The 17,723-nt window shown below is 50.5% G+C and carries 13 protein-coding genes; 8 read left to right on the top strand and 5 right to left on the bottom strand.

Features of this window, described 5'->3' with window-relative positions; all coding sequences use genetic code 11:
- The first annotated feature begins 44 nt into the window (after window positions 1-44).
- The gene (locus tag BSZ32_RS00245; RefSeq protein ID WP_105041572.1) at window positions 45-1,151 is read left to right on the top strand and encodes a type IV pilus twitching motility protein PilT; all 1,107 of its coding nucleotides are present in this window, start codon (window positions 45-47) and stop codon (window positions 1,149-1,151) included.
- Between the two features lie 58 nt (window positions 1,152-1,209).
- Here BSZ32_RS00245 and BSZ32_RS00250 read toward each other — a convergent pair whose 3' ends face one another.
- Complete coding sequence (locus BSZ32_RS00250; protein WP_129589510.1) at window positions 1,210-2,034, bottom strand: hypothetical protein; 825 nt, start codon at window positions 2,032-2,034, stop codon at window positions 1,210-1,212.
- A gap of 140 nt (window positions 2,035-2,174) precedes the next feature.
- On the bottom strand, window positions 2,175-3,137 hold the full coding sequence (locus BSZ32_RS00255; RefSeq protein ID WP_105041574.1) for a D-alanyl-D-alanine carboxypeptidase family protein: 963 nt from the start codon (window positions 3,135-3,137) through the stop codon (window positions 2,175-2,177).
- Between the two features lie 325 nt (window positions 3,138-3,462).
- On the opposite strand from BSZ32_RS00255, the gene BSZ32_RS00260 reads away from it, so the two are divergent.
- The 5 genes from BSZ32_RS00260 (at window position 3,463) to BSZ32_RS00280 (ending at window position 9,973) form a co-directional block, all read left to right on the top strand.
- Entirely contained in the window at window positions 3,463-4,143 is a 681-nt protein-coding gene (locus tag BSZ32_RS00260; RefSeq protein WP_105041575.1) for an RNA recognition motif domain-containing protein, read from the top strand.
- 117 nt (window positions 4,144-4,260) lie between these two features.
- The gene (gene miaA, locus BSZ32_RS00265; RefSeq protein ID WP_105041576.1) at window positions 4,261-5,169 is read left to right on the top strand and encodes a tRNA (adenosine(37)-N6)-dimethylallyltransferase MiaA; all 909 of its coding nucleotides are present in this window, start codon (window positions 4,261-4,263) and stop codon (window positions 5,167-5,169) included.
- Window positions 5,170-5,681: 512 nt separating this feature from the next.
- Entirely contained in the window at window positions 5,682-7,136 is a 1,455-nt protein-coding gene (purB, locus tag BSZ32_RS00270) for an adenylosuccinate lyase (protein WP_105041577.1), read from the top strand.
- A 70-nt stretch (window positions 7,137-7,206) separates the two neighbouring features.
- A complete protein-coding gene (gene glnD, locus BSZ32_RS00275) occupies window positions 7,207-9,627 on the top strand; it encodes a [protein-PII] uridylyltransferase (RefSeq protein ID WP_105041578.1) in 2,421 nt (806 codons plus the stop codon).
- The gene (locus BSZ32_RS00280; protein ID WP_129589511.1) at window positions 9,605-9,973 is read left to right on the top strand and encodes a hypothetical protein; all 369 of its coding nucleotides are present in this window, start codon (window positions 9,605-9,607) and stop codon (window positions 9,971-9,973) included. The genes glnD and BSZ32_RS00280 overlap by 23 nt, the downstream gene beginning before the upstream one ends.
- Window positions 9,974-10,003: 30 nt before the next feature.
- Here the strand turns inward: BSZ32_RS00280 and BSZ32_RS00285 are convergent, their stop codons facing one another.
- Window positions 10,004-10,621, bottom strand: a complete 618-nt coding sequence (locus tag BSZ32_RS00285; protein WP_105044722.1) for a carbonic anhydrase — start codon at window positions 10,619-10,621, stop codon at window positions 10,004-10,006.
- Between the two features lie 121 nt (window positions 10,622-10,742).
- Here BSZ32_RS00285 and BSZ32_RS00290 point away from each other — a divergent pair, with 121 nt between their 5' ends.
- Window positions 10,743-12,116, top strand: a complete 1,374-nt coding sequence (locus tag BSZ32_RS00290; RefSeq protein WP_105041580.1) for a replication-associated recombination protein A — start codon at window positions 10,743-10,745, stop codon at window positions 12,114-12,116.
- Window positions 12,117-12,119: 3 nt separating this feature from the next.
- Complete coding sequence (locus BSZ32_RS00295; RefSeq protein WP_105041581.1) at window positions 12,120-15,242, top strand: efflux RND transporter permease subunit; 3,123 nt, start codon at window positions 12,120-12,122, stop codon at window positions 15,240-15,242.
- Between the two features lie 33 nt (window positions 15,243-15,275).
- On the opposite strand, the gene mnmE is transcribed toward BSZ32_RS00295, so the two are convergent.
- Window positions 15,276-16,625 carry a tRNA uridine-5-carboxymethylaminomethyl(34) synthesis GTPase MnmE gene (gene mnmE / locus BSZ32_RS00300; protein ID WP_105041582.1) on the bottom strand — a complete coding sequence of 450 codons (1,350 nt, stop codon included), beginning with the start codon at window positions 16,623-16,625 and terminating at the stop codon, window positions 15,276-15,278.
- Window positions 16,625-17,713 carry a histidinol-phosphate transaminase gene (hisC, locus tag BSZ32_RS00305; protein WP_105041583.1) on the bottom strand — a complete coding sequence of 363 codons (1,089 nt, stop codon included), beginning with the start codon at window positions 17,711-17,713 and terminating at the stop codon, window positions 16,625-16,627. The genes mnmE and hisC overlap by 1 nt, the downstream gene beginning before the upstream one ends.
- Window positions 17,714-17,723 lie beyond the last annotated feature (10 nt).

Genomic DNA, 17,723 nt, shown 5'->3' on the forward strand with positions numbered 1-17,723 from the left:
ATCCTAACTAAACCCTTTTTAACAATCTAACTAAGAGCACACCTATGGCTGTTATTGATAAATATTTTAAGCTCCTCGTCGAATCTGGTGGATCAGATTTACACCTCACCGAGGGAGAATCTCCAAAGCTTCGCATCCATGGTAGCGTCACAGTAATTGAGGGTGAGTCGATTCTTAAAGGAGAATCGTTCAAGCAAATGCTCGCAGAGATTTGCGAGCCGCGGTCATTCGAAATGTATCTTAAAGAAGGAGATCTAGACTTTGCTTACGCAATGGATGAAGAGTCGCGATTCCGGTGTAATTATTTCAAACAAAGACAAGGGCTCGGAGCTGTTTTCCGTCTAATCCCAACAAAAATTGCATCCCTAGAAGATCTTGGAATTCCTGAAGTCGTCAAAAATTTTGCACACATCCGTTCTGGTCTCGTTCTTGTGACCGGCCCTACTGGCTCAGGTAAGTCTACAACACTTGCCGCTCTGCTAGATTACATCAATCGCACTCAATGCAAACACATCATCACAATCGAGGAGCCAATCGAATTCGTCCACTCGAACAAGCAGTGCATCCTTACTCAGCGGGAAGTTCCACACCAGTGCCCCACATTTTCCGATGGCCTTCGCGCCTCATTGCGTGAAGATGCCGAAATCGTATTGGTGGGAGAAATGCGCGACCTCGAGACCATTTCGCTCGCTCTCACTGCTGCTGAGACTGGCATGTTAGTATTTGGCACACTCCACACTAACAATGCGCGTAAGACAGTTGACCGTATCATTGACGTTTTCCCGGCTGACCAGCAATCACAGGTGAGAACCATGTTGGCTGCATCACTGCGCGGAGTGTTAGCACAGTTGCTAATGAAGCGCATCGACGGCGGCCGAGTTGCTGTAAACGAGATCATGTTCACCACTCCAGCCGTGTCCTCTATCATCCGAGAAGGGAAGACCCAGAAACTTACCGACGTCATCACCCAAGGTAAAGCGGAAGGCATGCAGTTCATGGACGAAGCCATCTGGGATAAGCTCCGCGCTGGTATTGTCACCCCAGAGGAAGCGTACATGAAGGCTATCGACAAAACGCGCTTCAAAAACTTCTTACCGCTGGAGAGCCAAAGTCTCGGTGTCGCATCGGGCGAAAGTCCAAACGAACACTAAACCAAGCTCATTTAAGGAATCCCAACACGTACAGTGTTGGTTTTTTTCCTCCCCCTTGTTACCACAGTTCTCTAATCGTGATTTTGAGCTTCGACTTCGACACAGAGTTCGATTCTTTCTTGGCAACCTCCGTGGATTCTCCACCTAGGATTGACTTCTTTTTTATGGCTTGCGCTACCACTACAACTGGAGGCTGTAACGCCACCAAATTTTCCCTCTCCATTTTCTGCACGGCCGCCACCAAGGTCTCAGTCTTCCAGCTTCCAAGCTGACCACCTTTGTAGACTACCCAACGGTATGCCAAATCTTTGCCGGTCGTGAACGGAGCATAAGCGATAACTCTATACCGATTCCCCCCTCTTATCTCAGCTGGCCCTTGACCGATGTAAATCCACTGAGACTCTAAACCAGTTAGAGGATCTATCCCACCCCTCATAGCTACATCAACCTGTAAAGTTTCTAGATCTTTCGGAGACCTCCCGTTCTGTCTTAAATAAGCAGTATACTCTTTACCTAAGTGACTCAGCGACTTTCGAGAAGCCAGGGTTCGCTCCTCCACCTTAAGTTCATAATACGACAACATTAACCGATACACCACATAGTGCTCCTTACCTCGCATCTTTTCAGCTTTCGCTTTTTTAAGGAGAAACTGCATCTTGGGTTCCTTAAAATGCCCTCGCTCGTAGACCTTAATAAGATGAGTCCAAGCAAAATGCTTATAATCCACCTTGCCGCGCCTGATCTTTTTTAGCTGCTCGCGTGAAATTGAGTCTACTTTGAACTTTTCAAACTCATCCACCAATTTCTGCCTCGCCTCGCTGGTCCTCTCATCGCCCTTTAAATCAGGGCACTCCCGCAAAATCGACGCTGCCAGCTTTTCCAAAGTGCGATCTAGATTCATCTCAGCCGCCACAGCGACTTCAGACCACACTAATCCTAGAGTCAGCAATGCGGCAAAGACAGTTCTACAAAAAGTCATAAATCATTACTAACACAAACAATTAGAATGATGCAAGATCTAGCTTATTGACCTAGAGCAATTTTTAGGAACTCGCGGCGATCTGATGACGCCAAATACCCACCATTACGCCATGTCTCGTACTGGCTCCACCCTTGTGGGATAAGATTCTTCGCGAAAGCTTCTACATCTGAAGACCCCAGCACAACAAGGATCATTTGCACAGGAGTCACTTGTTCCTCGCCAGTAGGTAATTTTTTGACATACGAATATTTATCCACCAACAAACTAGCACATTGGCCAGCCATCGCTGAGGAACCGGCCTTCAAACCAACCACTTTCATCTTACGACGAAGCAACTTATTCGAATTGAGAACTTCTAAGCGCACCTCACGTTCATCACGTTTGAGAACCTTCAGACTCCTTTGCTTTTGTTTCGCGTAAAATCCATAGGCTGTATCTGTAGACAAAGCCAGCGAGAGACGAGCGACATCCGAGGCTGTTGACACATTACTGCGCCCGCTAGTATCCCCACCTGAAGGCAGATAGAAACGTGTATTATGCATTGCAAGTGAGCTAGCCAAATTATTCATTTCATTGACAAACATAGACTGGGGGTCGCCAGCAAGTTGACGACGGTTAAGTAATTTTGACCCCACATGCGTAGCCAATGTCATTGCCGACACGCTATCCTCTCCCAAAATTACAGCGTAGAGAGCATCTCGCATACTCAGCTGGTCGCCGGCTTGAAGTCCTAATGGGTTATCTATTCCTGAATAAAAGCCATGTTGAGGCACTACCAACATAGTCGTCGTACTCGTTGCCGACGCCTTTGTCCAATCTAAGGCCACCTTTGCTGTTACCATATGGCTAAGGCTAGCAATTGGACGCTTGTATTCAGACCCTGATGCCAAAAGCACCTTGCGTGAGTGCCTCTCCAGCACAATGTAGCTCTCCGGAGTCTGTGCTCCACTTGTAGAAATCAAAGTAAGACTGAAGAGTAGGGCTGGTATAAGGAATCGAATCATAGAGAATTGTACGAAAAATCTTTTGGACGATAATCCTCAGTGCTAAAAAAGCAACAGTAATTCAAAGTAAGACTGCGAAACGGCTTGCCTTTTTAGAAAGCTCTGATCAACGTCCAACAGCTCAACCTGCTGGTGCTCGAATCCTTGAGACCAGCAGAACGCCGAATGCAGCGCTGAGCGGGTTCTAGATACTTCAAACAGTATCGAGTCATTTTCACACTGCCGATGAAGAAAAGCACAATGTGCCAGCATCGGGTGGAAAAGAACCAACTCATACATTCGGCGACACATCGCTCGGCGCCAGGACAACGAACACATCCGACACATGTCAGACACACAGAAACCAAACCAAGGTAATCGCGAAGGTGGCAACCGCCGCCCGCGTCGCAACAACAATAATAACAACCGTAACCGCAACAATAATAGCGGTGGTGGCGGTAACAACCGCAACCGTAATCGTAGCAATCGCCCACCAAGGCCGCTCGTACTTACGTTCTGGCAGAAGTTCCTTAAAGCGATTGGCTGCCTAGACGAAGACAAGCTACGAAAGGCCCAACGCCCGCAGCGCCCACAAGGAAAGCAACGCGAGCAAGACGGGCAAACCGATCGAAAGACAACAGCTCCAAAGAGCAACGTCCGCAACGCAAGGACAGAATCCAATGAGGGTTCTGACAAGCCACGCCGCCGCGCTCCTCAGCCAGTAGCAGTCGAGTCCGCTCGTCTTTACGTAGGAAACCTTTCTTACGATGCTACTGAGTACGACCTCGAAGACCTCTTCAAGGGAGTTGGTACAGTCAAGAACGTAGAGATTATCTACAACCGCAACACGCACAAATCTAAAGGTTATGGCTTCATCCAGATGCTTAACAAAGAAGAAGCTGAGCGTGCTGTTGAAGTGCTTCACGACCAGCCATTCATGAGCCGTCAGCTGGTGGTAAATGGTTCAAAGTCTCGTAAAGAAGGTGATACTTCTGGTGAGACTCAGACAAGCGAATCAGCGGAGTAATCCATCGCGGATAAACATTCCAAAGCCCCAGTTGCTCCATGAGCACTGGGGCTTTTTTGTTTCATCAAGCTGGACATCACCAACAAAACCTCAAACATAAGCACTTCCATCTATCGTATGAGCCAGCCCATCTATATCTGCGGCCCCACCGCATCTGGAAAATCCTCACTCGCCATTGCACTCGCCCAGCAACTCGACGGCGAAGTCATCAATGCCGACGCCTACCAAGTCTACCGAGGAATAGAAACTCTCTCCGCCTCCCCCTCCAAAGAAGAGCTAGCCCAGGCACCCCATCACCTTTTCTCAGTGCTGGACACCAGCGAGGAGTTCGACGCCCAGCGCTACCGCGAACTCGCCCTCCCAATCATTGCTGACGTTCAATCCCGTGGCAAAACTCCCATCTTAGTCGGCGGCTCAGGAATGTACCTAAAATTCCTCACCCACGGTCCCTCTCCAGTCCCAGCCAACGACCCCAAACTTCGGGCCCAACTAGAACGACGCGACGACGCCTCCCTAGTCGAAGAATTCACTCAGCTCGACCCCGAGGGCGCAGCAGCGACTAACTTTCAAAACCGCCGCTACGTCATCCGCGCCCTAGAGATCTGCCTACTCTCTGGCCAGAAAATGTCTGAGATTAAGAACGACTGGAAAAACACCTCCACCGAGATCGACAAAAACCTCCGCGGAGCACTGATCCAATGGGAAGCGGAACCGCTCAGAAAACGTATTGCTCTACGGACCAAGCAGATGCTCGACCAAGGAGCCATCGATGAAGTCCGTGACAGCACAAACTTTTCCGTCACCTGCGAAAAAGCCATCGGCGTCCCGCAAATCCGCGCCTACCTTGCAGATGAAATTGACCTCGCCATTTGTGAAGAAAAAATATTCTTCGCCACCTGCCAATACGCCAAACGCCAACGCACATGGTTCAACAAGGAATCCTGGCTCACCCAACTCCCCTACCGCAGATCAACCACTCCTCAAGAAGTGGCCAACGCTCTCACGGAGACTTGGAAGTCTACTTAACTCCAGCACGTCTGAACACGTATGATGAGAAGTCTTCAGAGCTCACTAATCACTAGAATTTGGCCTTTTTCAATTCTGGCCCGCGTTTAAAAATATGACAGCAGGCAAATGATACTTGAGCCGATGACGAGCACACCACCGAGGGCTTTTCTTAAATTTCTAGGATTTTTCATGGGAGGAATACTGTTAAAGTAAATTCAGTATGCACTTTAACTATCTAAGAAATATTTGCCGAGGTTTTTCACAACTTATTCACAAGCCACTAACAATCTATCCGGTATAGTGCTTCAGCGATAATCTCGCGCATCCAACAGAACTGCCAGCTAACTATGATCCCTCTAGGACAGCTGAGGTATTTGACTCGACTGATGATAAACTAAGTCAAACTTTCACAGCTCTTGAAACAAACTTCCGGCAAGTAATTCTTTACAGTTTATCTATTGGAGGATTTGCATCATAAAATGGACCGAGTTTGGCTTGAATGTTCTGCCTGCCTGCCTACAACTCTACGCATGTCAGCAATTCCTAACGTGCTAGCCGAGCGCTATGCCTCAAAAGCTATCGTAAACATCTGGTCCGCAGAGGGCCGCATCGTGCTTGAGCGCGAATTCTGGATCGCCGTGATGAAAGCTCAGAAAGAGCTCGGTCTCGACATCCCACAGGAAGCGATCGACTCCTACGAGTCAGTTAAAGATCAAGTAAACCTTCCAGCAATCATGGAACGCGAACGCATTACGCGTCACGACGTGAAAGCACGTATCGAAGAGTTCTGTGATCTTTCAGGTCACCAACACATCCACAAGGGCATGACCTCGCGCGATCTCACGGAGAACGTAGAGCAGCTTCAGGTCTACCGCTCACTTCTCATTCTCCGCGATAAAACAATAGCCACACTTTCCAAGATCAACGAACGTGCCCAGCAGTGGCAAGGCCTTCTCATCACAGCACGCACACACAACGTGGCCGCTCAGCCTACTACTTTTGGTAAGCGCCTCGCAATGTTCGGTGAAGAACTCCTCGGCGGACTTTCCTCGCTCAACCATCTCATCGAGACCTACGCAGTACGCGGCCTCAAAGGTGCAGTTGGTACACAGATGGATCAAATTTCCCTGTTCGAAGGCGACATCGAAAAAGTGGACGCGCTCGAAAGTAAAATCTGCACGCACCTCGGCATTCCAGAGGTATTTGACAATGTTGGACAGGTCTACCCACGCAGCCTCGACTTCCGCACAGTTTCTGTCCTCACCGACCTCGCGTCTGGTCCTTCTTCTTTCTCTCGCACACTTCGCCTGATGGCTGGTAACGAGACTGCTAGTGAAGGTTTTGCTAAAGGCCAGACTGGCTCCAGCGCTATGCCTCACAAAATGAACTCACGTTCCTGTGAGCGCGTCAACGGCTTCCAAACGATTCTCAAAGGTTACCTCGTGATGGCTACTGGCCTCGCTGGTGATCAGTGGAACGAAGGTGATGTTTCCTGCTCCGTGGTTCGCCGCGTGATGCTTCCTGACGCGTTCTACGCATGTGACGGAATGTTCGAAACATTCCTCACCATCCTCAACCAGATGAATGCTTACCCAGCAGTGATCGACGCTGAGAACGAGCACTACCTGCCATTCCTCATGACCACTACGATCATGATGGAAGCTGTCAAAGCTGGCGTTGGCCGCGAGACAGCACACAAGGTCATCAAAGAACACGCAGTTGCGACTGTCGACGCTCTACGGGCACGCGAAGTCACCAAAAACGACCTACTCGGTCGCCTTGCTACTGACGAGCGCATCCCGCTCACTATCGAGCAACTCGAGGCACTCCTCGAGGAAGGCCGTAGCAATGCTGGCTCAGCACGTAGCCAAGTCGCAGCATTCAACAAGACAGTTAGCGCTTGGACATCTAAGTTCCCGAACGCTGCGTCCTACGAGCGGCTCAATCCTCTAATCTTTCTCTTGAAAAACCTTCAAATGGCCTAGCATCTGCTGGGCCATTTTTGTAACTGGATCCTCAAATCTCCAATCTAGTATTTTTCAAATCTATTCACGCATGCACCCGATCACAGAATCCATCACTCAAGAGGCTGAAAACGTTCTTTTACCAGCACTCAAGGCGACGACTGAGCAAACAGAACGCGCCAGCTTGATCAAATCCTTCATCAAGAAACAAGACTCTAGGATTAGAGAGGTCCACGACCTAGGAGCTGGTGGCCTAGAAGTGGCAGGTGCACGCTCCGTGATGGTCGACAATGTGATTCGCACAGCATTTCTCACTAGCCAACAACACCTCTCCCCACAGGACCCCATCAAAGTAGCTGTCACTTCTGTTGGAGGTTATGGCCGCGGCACGCTCAATCCAGGCTCTGACATCGATCTACTCTTTCTACTGCCGGTAAGCTCCACTAAAATATCCAACCTCACCAAAGAACTTGTCCAGGAAATCCTCTATCTACTCTGGGATAGTGGCTTCAAGGTGGGGCATTCCTCACGCTCAATTGACGAATGCATCGAGGAAGCTAAATCCGAACAACAGTCTAAAACGGCACTGATGGATACCCGCCTCATCGCTGGTGACTCAGCTCTCGTCGACGACTTCATTCTCCGCTACCAGCGCGACTGTATTCAGAAAAATCCTGACGCATTTTTCGAACTCCGTCGCCAAGATCTACGTTCCCGCCATCGCAAGTATTCTCACACCGTCTTCCTGCAGGAACCCCACGTCAAAGAAAGCTGTGGAGGCCTGCGCGACTTCCACAACATCATCTGGGTCGAACAAGTAAAACGCGGCACCAATCATTTAGAAGCCCTAGTGAAAGAGCGTATACTCACCAAATCCGCTTATAAAGAACTCAATGCTGCCTACGACTTCGTCCATCGTGTCCGCAATGAACTCCACTACCACACTGGAAGTTCCACAGACATTCTCACCTTGCGACTCCAGGGCATTGTCGCCACTAACTTCCAGTATCCGGAAAAAAGCATCCTGCGCAGGTGTGAGTCATTCATGCGCGACTACTATCGCCACACCCGTGCTATTTACCATCATACCTCATCATTGATGGAGATCTTCCAAATTGAGATTAATGAAAATGATGGCGCCAAAGGATGGTTAAAGTTTTTACCTAAACCCAAAAAAAAGCGCATCGAACTCGATGGCTTCATCATCCGTGATGGCAGGATTTATCCGAAAAATAATGATATTTTTGAGGATGATCCTCACCGGCTCATGCGCGTCTTCCAAGAATGCCAATTACGCAACCTGACCCTTGCTCCACAGACCCGTAAGCTCATCAAGGCCAACTGGCCGCTCATCACCGCTGAGTTCAGAAACGCCAAGGCGAACAGAGAAACCTTCCGCGCTATGTTAGAGCGCAAAGGAAGTGTCGCTGAGATCCTTAGAATGATGCACCGAGTGGGCGTTCTCGGTAGGTGGATGCCTGAATTTGGAGCTCTCGACTGCCTCGTTCAGCATGAATTTTTCCACCGCTACACAGCCGATGAGCACACCCTACGCTGTATCGAGCAACTTGATGCTCTAATAGAAGACGATAGAAGAGAGCGTGCTATTTACCGCAAAATACTCACCGATTTAGAGGACCCCTATGCCATCTATCTCGCCATGATCCTTCACGACACTGGACGCGCTGAAAACGTCCGTGAGCACACTGATGGCTCAGCAATGCTCGCCGCACAGGTCTGTTCACGTTTTAAAATCAAAGGCGCCCGACGTTCACTACTCACCTTCCTCGTCGACCACCACCTTACTTACTGGCGCTACGCTACGAGTAAGAACTTAGAAGACCCTGAGGTGATTGAAGAATTCGCTGGAATCATGCGCGACCAGGAACGTCTCGAAGCACTGTTAGTTTTCACCTATGCCGACTCAAATGGCACAAACGAAGAAGCCTGGTCACCATGGAAGGAAACTCTCATGCTGCAGCTTTTCCGATCCACCAAAGATTTCCTCTCCAGTGGCAAAAATCAATACAAGGCCGACCAAGCTGCTGAGTTAAAAAAGCTCAAGAAACGCACAAAGAATGCCCTTAAGGAAAAATACCATAAACAACTGGAAATTCATTTTGATACCATGCCAAAAGGGTATTTCCGCTATCGAGCCCCAGAGTCATTAGCTATCCACATTCGTGCTGTCCGCCGCTATACAAAAAAGGCAGAGAAAGCCCTAGCAGGCTTCCACGAATCCGACTTGCGCTGGATAAACCGCGACAACCGAGGCTACACTGAGCTTGTGGTTACAACGATGAACCGCCCGCTATTGTTAGAAAAAGTCGCCTGTGCTCTAGCGGCATCACAGATAAACGTCATAGCTGCAGATGTTTACACCAGTACCTCTGGTATTACCTGTGATATTTTTCACGTCTGCACCGAAGACCAACTCGCGGTGACGCATGCGGGTACTAAGAAAAAAAGTGGAAGAAACCTTTTCGAAATTGATCCAAAAAGATACCTATGACTCGTCAAAGCATCTTAAGAAAAAGCGCAATTTCCTACAAAAGGACACCACTGAGGGGGGCCTACCTTTTCCAGTTCAAGCGTTCGTCAACAATCAAGCCAGCCAGCAATTCACTGCGATAGAAGTCCAAGCGCTCGATCGCATCGGACTACTGCACGACATCTTTCTAAACATTGGCAAATGCGGCCTCGCCACGGTTCATGCACGCATCTGCACCGAGAAAGGTGCCGCTATGGATACCATCTACGTCAGTAACATGGATGGCTCTAAAGTCACCGATCCAGAAATGATCTCGCACCTAGAGCACACTATCCAGCGACTCGTCGGTTTCGAGCACGCTGATTAGCCACCCCCCTAACACCACCCATGTGATATTTTAGCGTATCGAACCACCCTCCTTCGGGCTCGTAATCGGCGGTGCCACAGGCTTGAGCAAACCGTCCTTTAGGTCATACACCATCGCGTAGACTGTCAATTCCTGACCTCGCTCCCAAGCTTCTAACACTGGAGGCGATTGGGAGACGTGGACAGCCTGCTCGATAGCATTGAGCTCGCACAGTCGGTCAAACTTCTCAGGCTCGTCGAGCTTAGTGAGCTCGGCGCCGTGGATATTGATGACATCGTTGACGTGGCGTATCCAACTATCAACAAGACCGAAGCGCTTACCAGACATTGCCGCCTGCACACCACCACAGCCGTAGTGGCCACAAACGATGATGTATTTCACCTTGAGATATTCCACCGCGTAGTGGATGACTGCTAGGCTATTGAAGTCAGCATGGACGACCAGATTTGCCACATTGCGGTGCACAAAAACCTCACCCGGATTCAGCCCCAATAACTGGTTTGCAGGAACTCTGGAGTCGGCGCATCCGATCCACAAGTACTCTGGCGCTTGCCCTTCGGCCAAGTGCTCAAAATACTTCGCATCCTTGGCTGTGATTTCGTCCGCCCATTTTTTATTGTTTCTTAAAATCTTCTCAATGCCGTCCATCTGCATGACTGTTAACAAGATTGTAATTTCTGCAAGTATTTCCTCATCCTAAGCTGGAATTCTCTCAAAATTCCAGTGATCACGGTTGCTAGTTTGGTTCTATTTTGTTTCAACTCAATCCATGGATTCGCTTTTCCCCGAGGGGCCAGAACCAACCAAAGCCAAGAACCAAGAATCGAGCAACGCCTCGCAACCCTTGGCCGCCAGAATGCGTCCTCAATCAATCTCTGAAATTGCCGGTCAGCACCATATTCTGGGTGAAGGGAAATTACTCCGAAGAGCCATCGAGGCCGACCTCTTTAGCTCGCTCATCTTCTACGGCCCACCAGGCACCGGCAAAACGACACTGGCCACTGTCATCGCCCAGACCACAAATTCGCGCTTTGAAATGCTCAATGGCGTCGAGAGCAATGTCGCTGAAATCCGCGACAAAATCGCCCAAGCCCGGACTTGGTTAAACCTCCGAGGTGAAACAACCATCCTCTTCATCGACGAAATTCACCGCTTCAACAAAGCCCAACAGGATGTACTCCTCCCCCACATCGAGAGAGGCACAGTCAGATTCATCGGCGCCACCACCCACAACCCATACTACTACGTCAACTCGCCGCTCACATCGCGTTCACAGATTTTCCAGCTCGAACCCGTCTCCACTCAGGACATTGTGGGAGTGCTCAAAAGAGCCATCTCCGATAAAGAAAATGGACTCGGCAACCTCCAGATAGACGCCCACGAAAACGCTCTCATTCACATCTCTGAAAAATCTGACGGCGACGTAAGAAAAGCCCTCACCGCCCTCGATCTAGCAGCACTGACCACCCCCTCCAGCTCGGACGGCAGCGTTCACATCGACCTCAGCATTGCAGAAGAATCCATCCAGCGCAAAGCCATCGTCTACGATGCCACCGGAGATGCCCACTACGACACCATCTCGGCATTCATCAAGTCTATCAGGGGCTCAGACCCAGATGCCGCCCTCTATTGGTTGGCTAAAATGCTCCACGCCGGAGAAGATCCACGCTTCATTGCCCGACGCATTGTCATTTCAGCTAGCGAAGATATTGGCCTAGCAGACTCCAATGCTCTCCGCGTTGCGATGGATGCCCAGCAGGCCTTCGAGTTCATCGGCATGCCTGAGGGCCGCATCCCACTGGCCCACGCTACAGTCTATCTCGCAACAGCTCCTAAATCCAACAGCGCCTACGCAGCTCTTGGCGCCGCACTTGCAGATGTCGACAACGGCAGAACCCTAGCCGTCCCCCCTCACCTGCGCACCCCCACACGCAAAAAACTCTCCGCAGCTTCTGGTGAAAGCGAAAATGCTCTCGAATATTTTTATTCTCATTCTTATGAAGGGAATTACGTTCCCCAGTCGTACCTTCCCGAGGGAAGACACTACTACACACCGACAGAAAACGGTTTAGAGAAGCGTATCAAAGAGCGCCTAGACCACTGGAAGTCCCTTCACGCACAACATTCACCACCTGCACCTTGATCCATGATTCGCTGGTTCGCTAAAAATCACGTCGCCGCAAATATCCTGATGATCGCCATTCTCTTGTTTGGTGGTTACACGGCCTATTTCCAACTCCCGGTAGAAATCGAGCCCGCTGTCTCGTTCCCTCAAGTTCGTATCAAGGTCCCCCTCCGCGGCGGCACCCCAAAAGATGTGGAACAAAAGGTCATCCTCCCTATCGAACAAGCCCTCGATGACCTCTCTGGGATTGACAGCGTCGAGTCCACTGCCAGCCGCAGCTCTGGAAGCATCATCGTCAACGTCGCTGAAAACACAGACATCGATAAACTCAAAACTGAGATCGCATCTAGAATCGACCGTATCACCACCTTCCCCACTGAAGCCGAAAAACCAAGAATCTACATCCCTAACACTGCCTATTTTTACGAGGTCATTTCCGTCACCATCTACGGCAACCTTTCCGATGACGACCTCATAATAGCCGCGAAAAAAGCGCGCGACGACCTCACCTCCATCGAAGGTATTTCAAAAGTTGTCATCAAAGGACGGCTCAACAAAGAAATTACCATCGAAGTAAAACCCGAGGTACTCAATGCTTATAATCTCACCATTGACAAGCTCTCACGCAAAATCCGTGAAACCTCCATCGACCTCTCAGCTGGATCAATCAATAATAATGGCGAGCGCATCCTCATCCGCTCCAGCTCACAGGCATACGGAGTTGAGCAATTTCGAAACCTCATCATTTCTAGAGAAAATGGCTCCGAACTCAAACTCGGCGATGTCGCCACCATCGTTGACACCAGGGCTGCAGACCAGAAAGTCATTCGCTATAACAACCAGAATGCCATCGTTCTAGAAGTCTTGCGCCTCGATGGTGAAAATGCTCTCAAAATCGCCAATTCCGTGCACGAATACGTGGCTAACGCTCAAGACAGCTTCCCCACTGGTGTCGAGCTCGCCACTTGGAATGACGACTCCGTCAGCCTCAAGGGCCGCCTCAAGACCCTCGGTGAAAACCTCCTACAGGGCGGAATCCTCGTGCTTATTTTCCTCGGCCTCTTCCTGCGTCCACAAATTGCCTTCTGGGTCGTTGCCGGCATTCCTATCAGCTTCGCCGGTGGTATCATCGCCATGCATTATTTAGGAGTCTCAGCTAACAACATGAGCATCTTTGGCTTCATCATCGTTCTCGGCATTGTGGTCGATGACGCCATCGTTACCGGTGAAAACATCTACTCCAGAATGCGCGAACCCGGCAGATCCCCACTCGATGCCGCAGTACTCGGAACCGAGGAAGTTTCGGTACCTGTCACCTTCGGCATGCTCACCACCATTGCCGCATTTGTCCCACTCATGTTCATCGAGGGTTACATTGGTGAAATGGCTCGCCAAATCCCCCTGGTCGTCATCCCAGTCCTTCTATTCTCACTGGTCGAGTCCAAACTCATTCTCCCAGCACACCTCAAACACCTCAAAACCAACCGCAAAAAAACCGACTGGTTCATTCGCTCTCAGCGCTACATCGCCGACTCCTTAGAAAAATTCATCCAGCGCATCTACAAACCTTTACTCGATTTCGCACTACACCACCGCTACGCCACCATCTCGCTATTCATCACAAGCCTGCTGCTCACAGCTGGATGGTACATTAAGTCCGACAACTTCAACCCCGCCCCATCCACCGACCGCTACTATATCTACGCTTCTCTTGAAACCGTAACCGGAACCTCCTACGAAGCCACCGATGAACGTGTCAAGCACGTCGTCAAAAGCCTCGACTCTATTCGCGACAAATTCGTCGACTCAGGAACTGGTAAATCACTCATCGGTAACGTCCTCACATCCTCAGGTGGAAAACCTTGGAATAACAGCGCCAGACCAACTGACGGTTACATCCTAGTAGAAATCGTCCCCCCCGGACAACGCACTAGCCCTAGCCCTGGCCCCAAAAATATAGAAATCGCCACTGCCTGGGAACAAGCAGTCGGTGAAATGCAAGGGGTCAAATCATTCTACATCCGCAGCGAACAAAATAACTCTAAAGGCAAAAGAGTCGAACCTATCTCCATCGACCTTCGCTCCAATGACGACCAACAACGCCTCGCCGCCACCGAAAAGATCACCGACTGGCTCAGTGACAAAAATAACATCAGAAGAGCATGGAGCTCTAGCTCCCGCGAACAACGCGAACTAGAGATCAAACTCAATGCTCAAGGCCGTGAAGCCGGACTCTCCGAAGAAGCTCTAGCACGCCAAATCCGCAGTGCCTTCTACGGCACCCAAGTGCAAAAGATTCAGATGGCTGACTCCGAACTCCGCGTCATGCTCAAGCTCCCCGAGGAACAAAGAACATCCCTCCACACCCTAGACACCCTACGCATTAGTCTACCTAACAACCAGCTCGCCAGCATCGCACAGTTTGCCACAGTCAAAGAAAGCAGCACCCCCCCCAGCATCGAGCGTAAAGATGGCCTCAGACTCAGCAGTGTCGTCGCCTACCCCAAAGGTGACTTTAAAGTCACCACAATAGAACCAGAACTCACAGAATTCCTCGACATGCTCATGCTCGACTACCCCTCAGTCAGCTGGAGCTACGAAGGAGAACTTGCTGATTTCAAAAAAGGAAACCAACGCCTCATCGCCCTCGCTCTGATACTCACCTTCACCCTCTACTCCCTCCTCGCCATCCCATTCAAATCATTCATCCAGCCATTCCTCGTCATGCTCGCCGTCCCATTTGGTGTCGTCGGCGCTTATTGGGGCCACGTCTTGCTCGACCTCGACATCTCCTACCTCAGCTTCTTCGGCATGCTCGCTCTTGCTGGCGTCGTGGTGAATGACTCACTCGTTATCGTCGACTTCATCAACAAACGCCGACTCGAAGGCGCACCGCTAAGAGAAGCCATTGCCGCGTCCGGCATCAGACGCTTCCGCCCGATCTTCCTCACCTCCATCACCACATTTGCCGGACTCATGCCAATCATTTTCGAAGACTCTATTCAGGCACAATTCCTCATCCCTATGGCTGTCTCCTTAGGATTCGGAATCCTCTTCGCCACCTTCATCACGCTCTTCCTCATCCCCTGCGCCTACGCAGTCAGCGTAGACATCTCCATCTTCAAGCCGAAAAAGGACGAGTAACGACCTTGGCCACAAGCCAAGCGACTTCACTTCTCACTTCCCGATACAGAAACTCCCAAAGATCTCTCCGAGAATTTCTTCAGTATCCACCCGCCCCGCAATCTCACCGATCGAATTCAAAGCCTCACGTAGGTCGATCGATGCAAATTCTATTCCAGTATTGAGCACCAGTGACTCGCGGGCATGCGACAAGAATTCTCCAGCCTTCTTCAAGCAATCTTGATGACGGGCATTGATAGCCATCGCATGGCCACCCCATGTGGACTCGCTGAGTAAAAGCTCATCGGAAATAGCATCCGCCAAACCATCGAGCCCATTCTCATCGAGACAGGAAATTTGCACACCGCCAGCACCGCCCCATACATTGTCTTGGCCTAGATCGGTTTTATTCACCACTAGCAAATGGTGGCGGCCATTGATTTGCTCCTCAGTCAGCAATCGCTGACCAGGCTTTGAGCCATCGACCACCTCTAAAATAAGGTCGGCCAGCTCAATCTGCTTTTCTGAACGGACAATTCCTTGTTGCTCAATCTGGTCAGTAGATTCACGTACACCTGCGGTATCAATCAAGCGCACAGGAATCCCCTTCACGTTGATCACCTCTTCCACAGTATCTCGGGTTGTCCCCTCGATATCAGAAACAATCGCCCGCTCGTAACCTAACAAACCATTGAGCAAACTTGATTTACCCACATTCGGCTCACCACAGATCACCGTTCTCACACCCTCACGCAGGATGCGTCCTTGTTCTGCGGTAGAAAGCATTTTTTGGATACCCAGCTGCACATCATCCACACGCTTGAGCATCGCAGCTCCAGTGTCGGGGTCGATGTCTTCATCCGGAAAATCAATATACGCTTCCACGTGGGCAACCACACCTAACAACGTCTCGCGTAGCGCTTCCGATTGGTCGCCTAGCTTCCCCTGCAGTTGCTCGTGCGCCGCACGCATCGCCATGTCGGTCTGAGCCGAGATGAGATCCATGATCGCCTCAGCTTGGGTCAGGTCTAGCTTACCATTCTCAAATGCTCGGCGGCTAAATTCGCCCGGGTCAGCCGAGCGTGCTCCACATTCTAAAAGTCTTTCTAACACACGCCGAGTGACCAGCACTCCACCGTGACAAGCGAACTCGACCACATCTTCCCCCGTGAAGCTACGTGGCCCTTGAAACACTGTCGCCAACACCTCATCCACAACATCACCGTCCGCATTGAGCACCTTGCCCAGAACTGCGTAGCGCTCGGGTTGGCTTTCCAGACCACCTTTACAGCGCAAAGCCTTAGCAGACAGGCTGATAGCATCTGGCCCGCTCACACGGATCAGCGAGACTGCCCCAACTCCAGGAGCGGTAGCAATAGCAGCTACTGTGTCACCGGTAATCATTAGAGCACCTGGTCAAGGACTTCGAGACAACGAGCATTTTCCTGAGGAGTGCCGATGGAGATTCGCAACCAACCTGGGAGTTTGTAGCCCCGCATCGCACGGACAATCACACCTAGCTTGAGCATCTCAGCAAACACCCTGTCGCCGTCCCCTACCTCTACAAGGATGAAGTTCGCAACCGATGGCACGTAGTTCATGCCGCGCTGTTGGAATGCTGCTTCGTAAAAGGCCAGCCCTTCGTTGTTATTAGCAACGGTGTTTGCCACGTGGGCTGCGTCAGCGAGCGATGCCAGAGCCGCACGCTGCGCCACCTCATTAGTGTTGAATGGCTGGCGTGCTTTCTGCAGAATTGCAGCTACCTGAGGAGCGGCAAGTCCGTAGCCAATGCGAAGACCCGCGAGTCCGTAGGCTTTAGAAAAAGTGCGAAGCACAATCACATTGCGACCTTCACGCACATACTTCAAAGTATCTGGCGCATCACTGAGAAATTCAAAATACGCTTCATCGAATACTACGACAACATGCTCAGGGACTCTCTCCATGAAGCGTGTAATCTCTGTATCCCCCACAATCGTACCTGTCGGGTTATTCGGATTAGCGATGAAAACTAAGCGCGTCTTCTCAGTGATCGCATCAGCCATCGCATCGAGGTCGTGGACGAAATTTGGATCCGTCACCTCCACGTAGCCCGCACCAAACAAAGTAGCCATCAGCTTATACACCACAAACGCGTGCTCGGCTGCGATGAGTTCCGCATCAGGGTTAAGGAAACAATGGCACAGCAACTCGATGATTTCGTTGGAACCATTGCCAAGAACCACATTCTCTAAATCTAAGTCGTATTTCTCAGCAAGTGCGCTGCGTAGCTTGTAGCCACCACCATCTGGGTAGATGTGCATATCAGCCGCTGCGCTACGGATCGCGTCCAGAGCCATCGGCGCTGGGCCTAGCGGGTTCTCGTTCGAGGCAACTTTCACGATACTCTCAGGATCTAGGCCCAATTCACGGGCTGTCTCAGAGATCGGTTTACCTGGCTCATAGGCTACCAAATCACAAACAAATCGGTTAGTAAATTGCTGAATACTCATGCGCCGAACT

Origin of the sequence: Rubritalea profundi (assembly GCF_002954445.1) — a bacterium.
Classification (GTDB): domain Bacteria; phylum Verrucomicrobiota; class Verrucomicrobiia; order Verrucomicrobiales; family Akkermansiaceae; genus Rubritalea; species Rubritalea profundi.

Excerpts from the sequence above, each read along its gene's own strand:
- BSZ32_RS00245 (WP_105041572.1), top strand. The coding sequence starts at position 45 with ATGGCTGTTATTGATAAATATTTTAAGCTCCTCGTCGAATCTGGTGGA.
- BSZ32_RS00255 (WP_105041574.1), bottom strand. The coding sequence starts at position 3,137 with ATGATTCGATTCCTTATACCAGCCCTACTCTTCAGTCTTACTTTGATT.
- glnD (WP_105041578.1), top strand. The coding sequence starts at position 7,207 with ATGCACCCGATCACAGAATCCATCACTCAAGAGGCTGAAAACGTTCTT.
- BSZ32_RS00290 (WP_105041580.1), top strand. The coding sequence starts at position 10,743 with ATGGATTCGCTTTTCCCCGAGGGGCCAGAACCAACCAAAGCCAAGAAC.
- hisC (WP_105041583.1), bottom strand. The coding sequence starts at position 17,713 with ATGAGTATTCAGCAATTTACTAACCGATTTGTTTGTGATTTGGTAGCC.
- mnmE (WP_105041582.1), bottom strand. The coding sequence starts at position 16,625 with ATGATTACCGGTGACACAGTAGCTGCTATTGCTACCGCTCCTGGAGTT.
- purB (WP_105041577.1), top strand. The coding sequence starts at position 5,682 with ATGTCAGCAATTCCTAACGTGCTAGCCGAGCGCTATGCCTCAAAAGCT.
- BSZ32_RS00295 (WP_105041581.1), top strand. The coding sequence starts at position 12,120 with ATGATTCGCTGGTTCGCTAAAAATCACGTCGCCGCAAATATCCTGATG.
- BSZ32_RS00260 (WP_105041575.1), top strand. The coding sequence starts at position 3,463 with ATGTCAGACACACAGAAACCAAACCAAGGTAATCGCGAAGGTGGCAAC.
- miaA (WP_105041576.1), top strand. The coding sequence starts at position 4,261 with ATGAGCCAGCCCATCTATATCTGCGGCCCCACCGCATCTGGAAAATCC.
- BSZ32_RS00285 (WP_105044722.1), bottom strand. The coding sequence starts at position 10,621 with ATGGACGGCATTGAGAAGATTTTAAGAAACAATAAAAAATGGGCGGAC.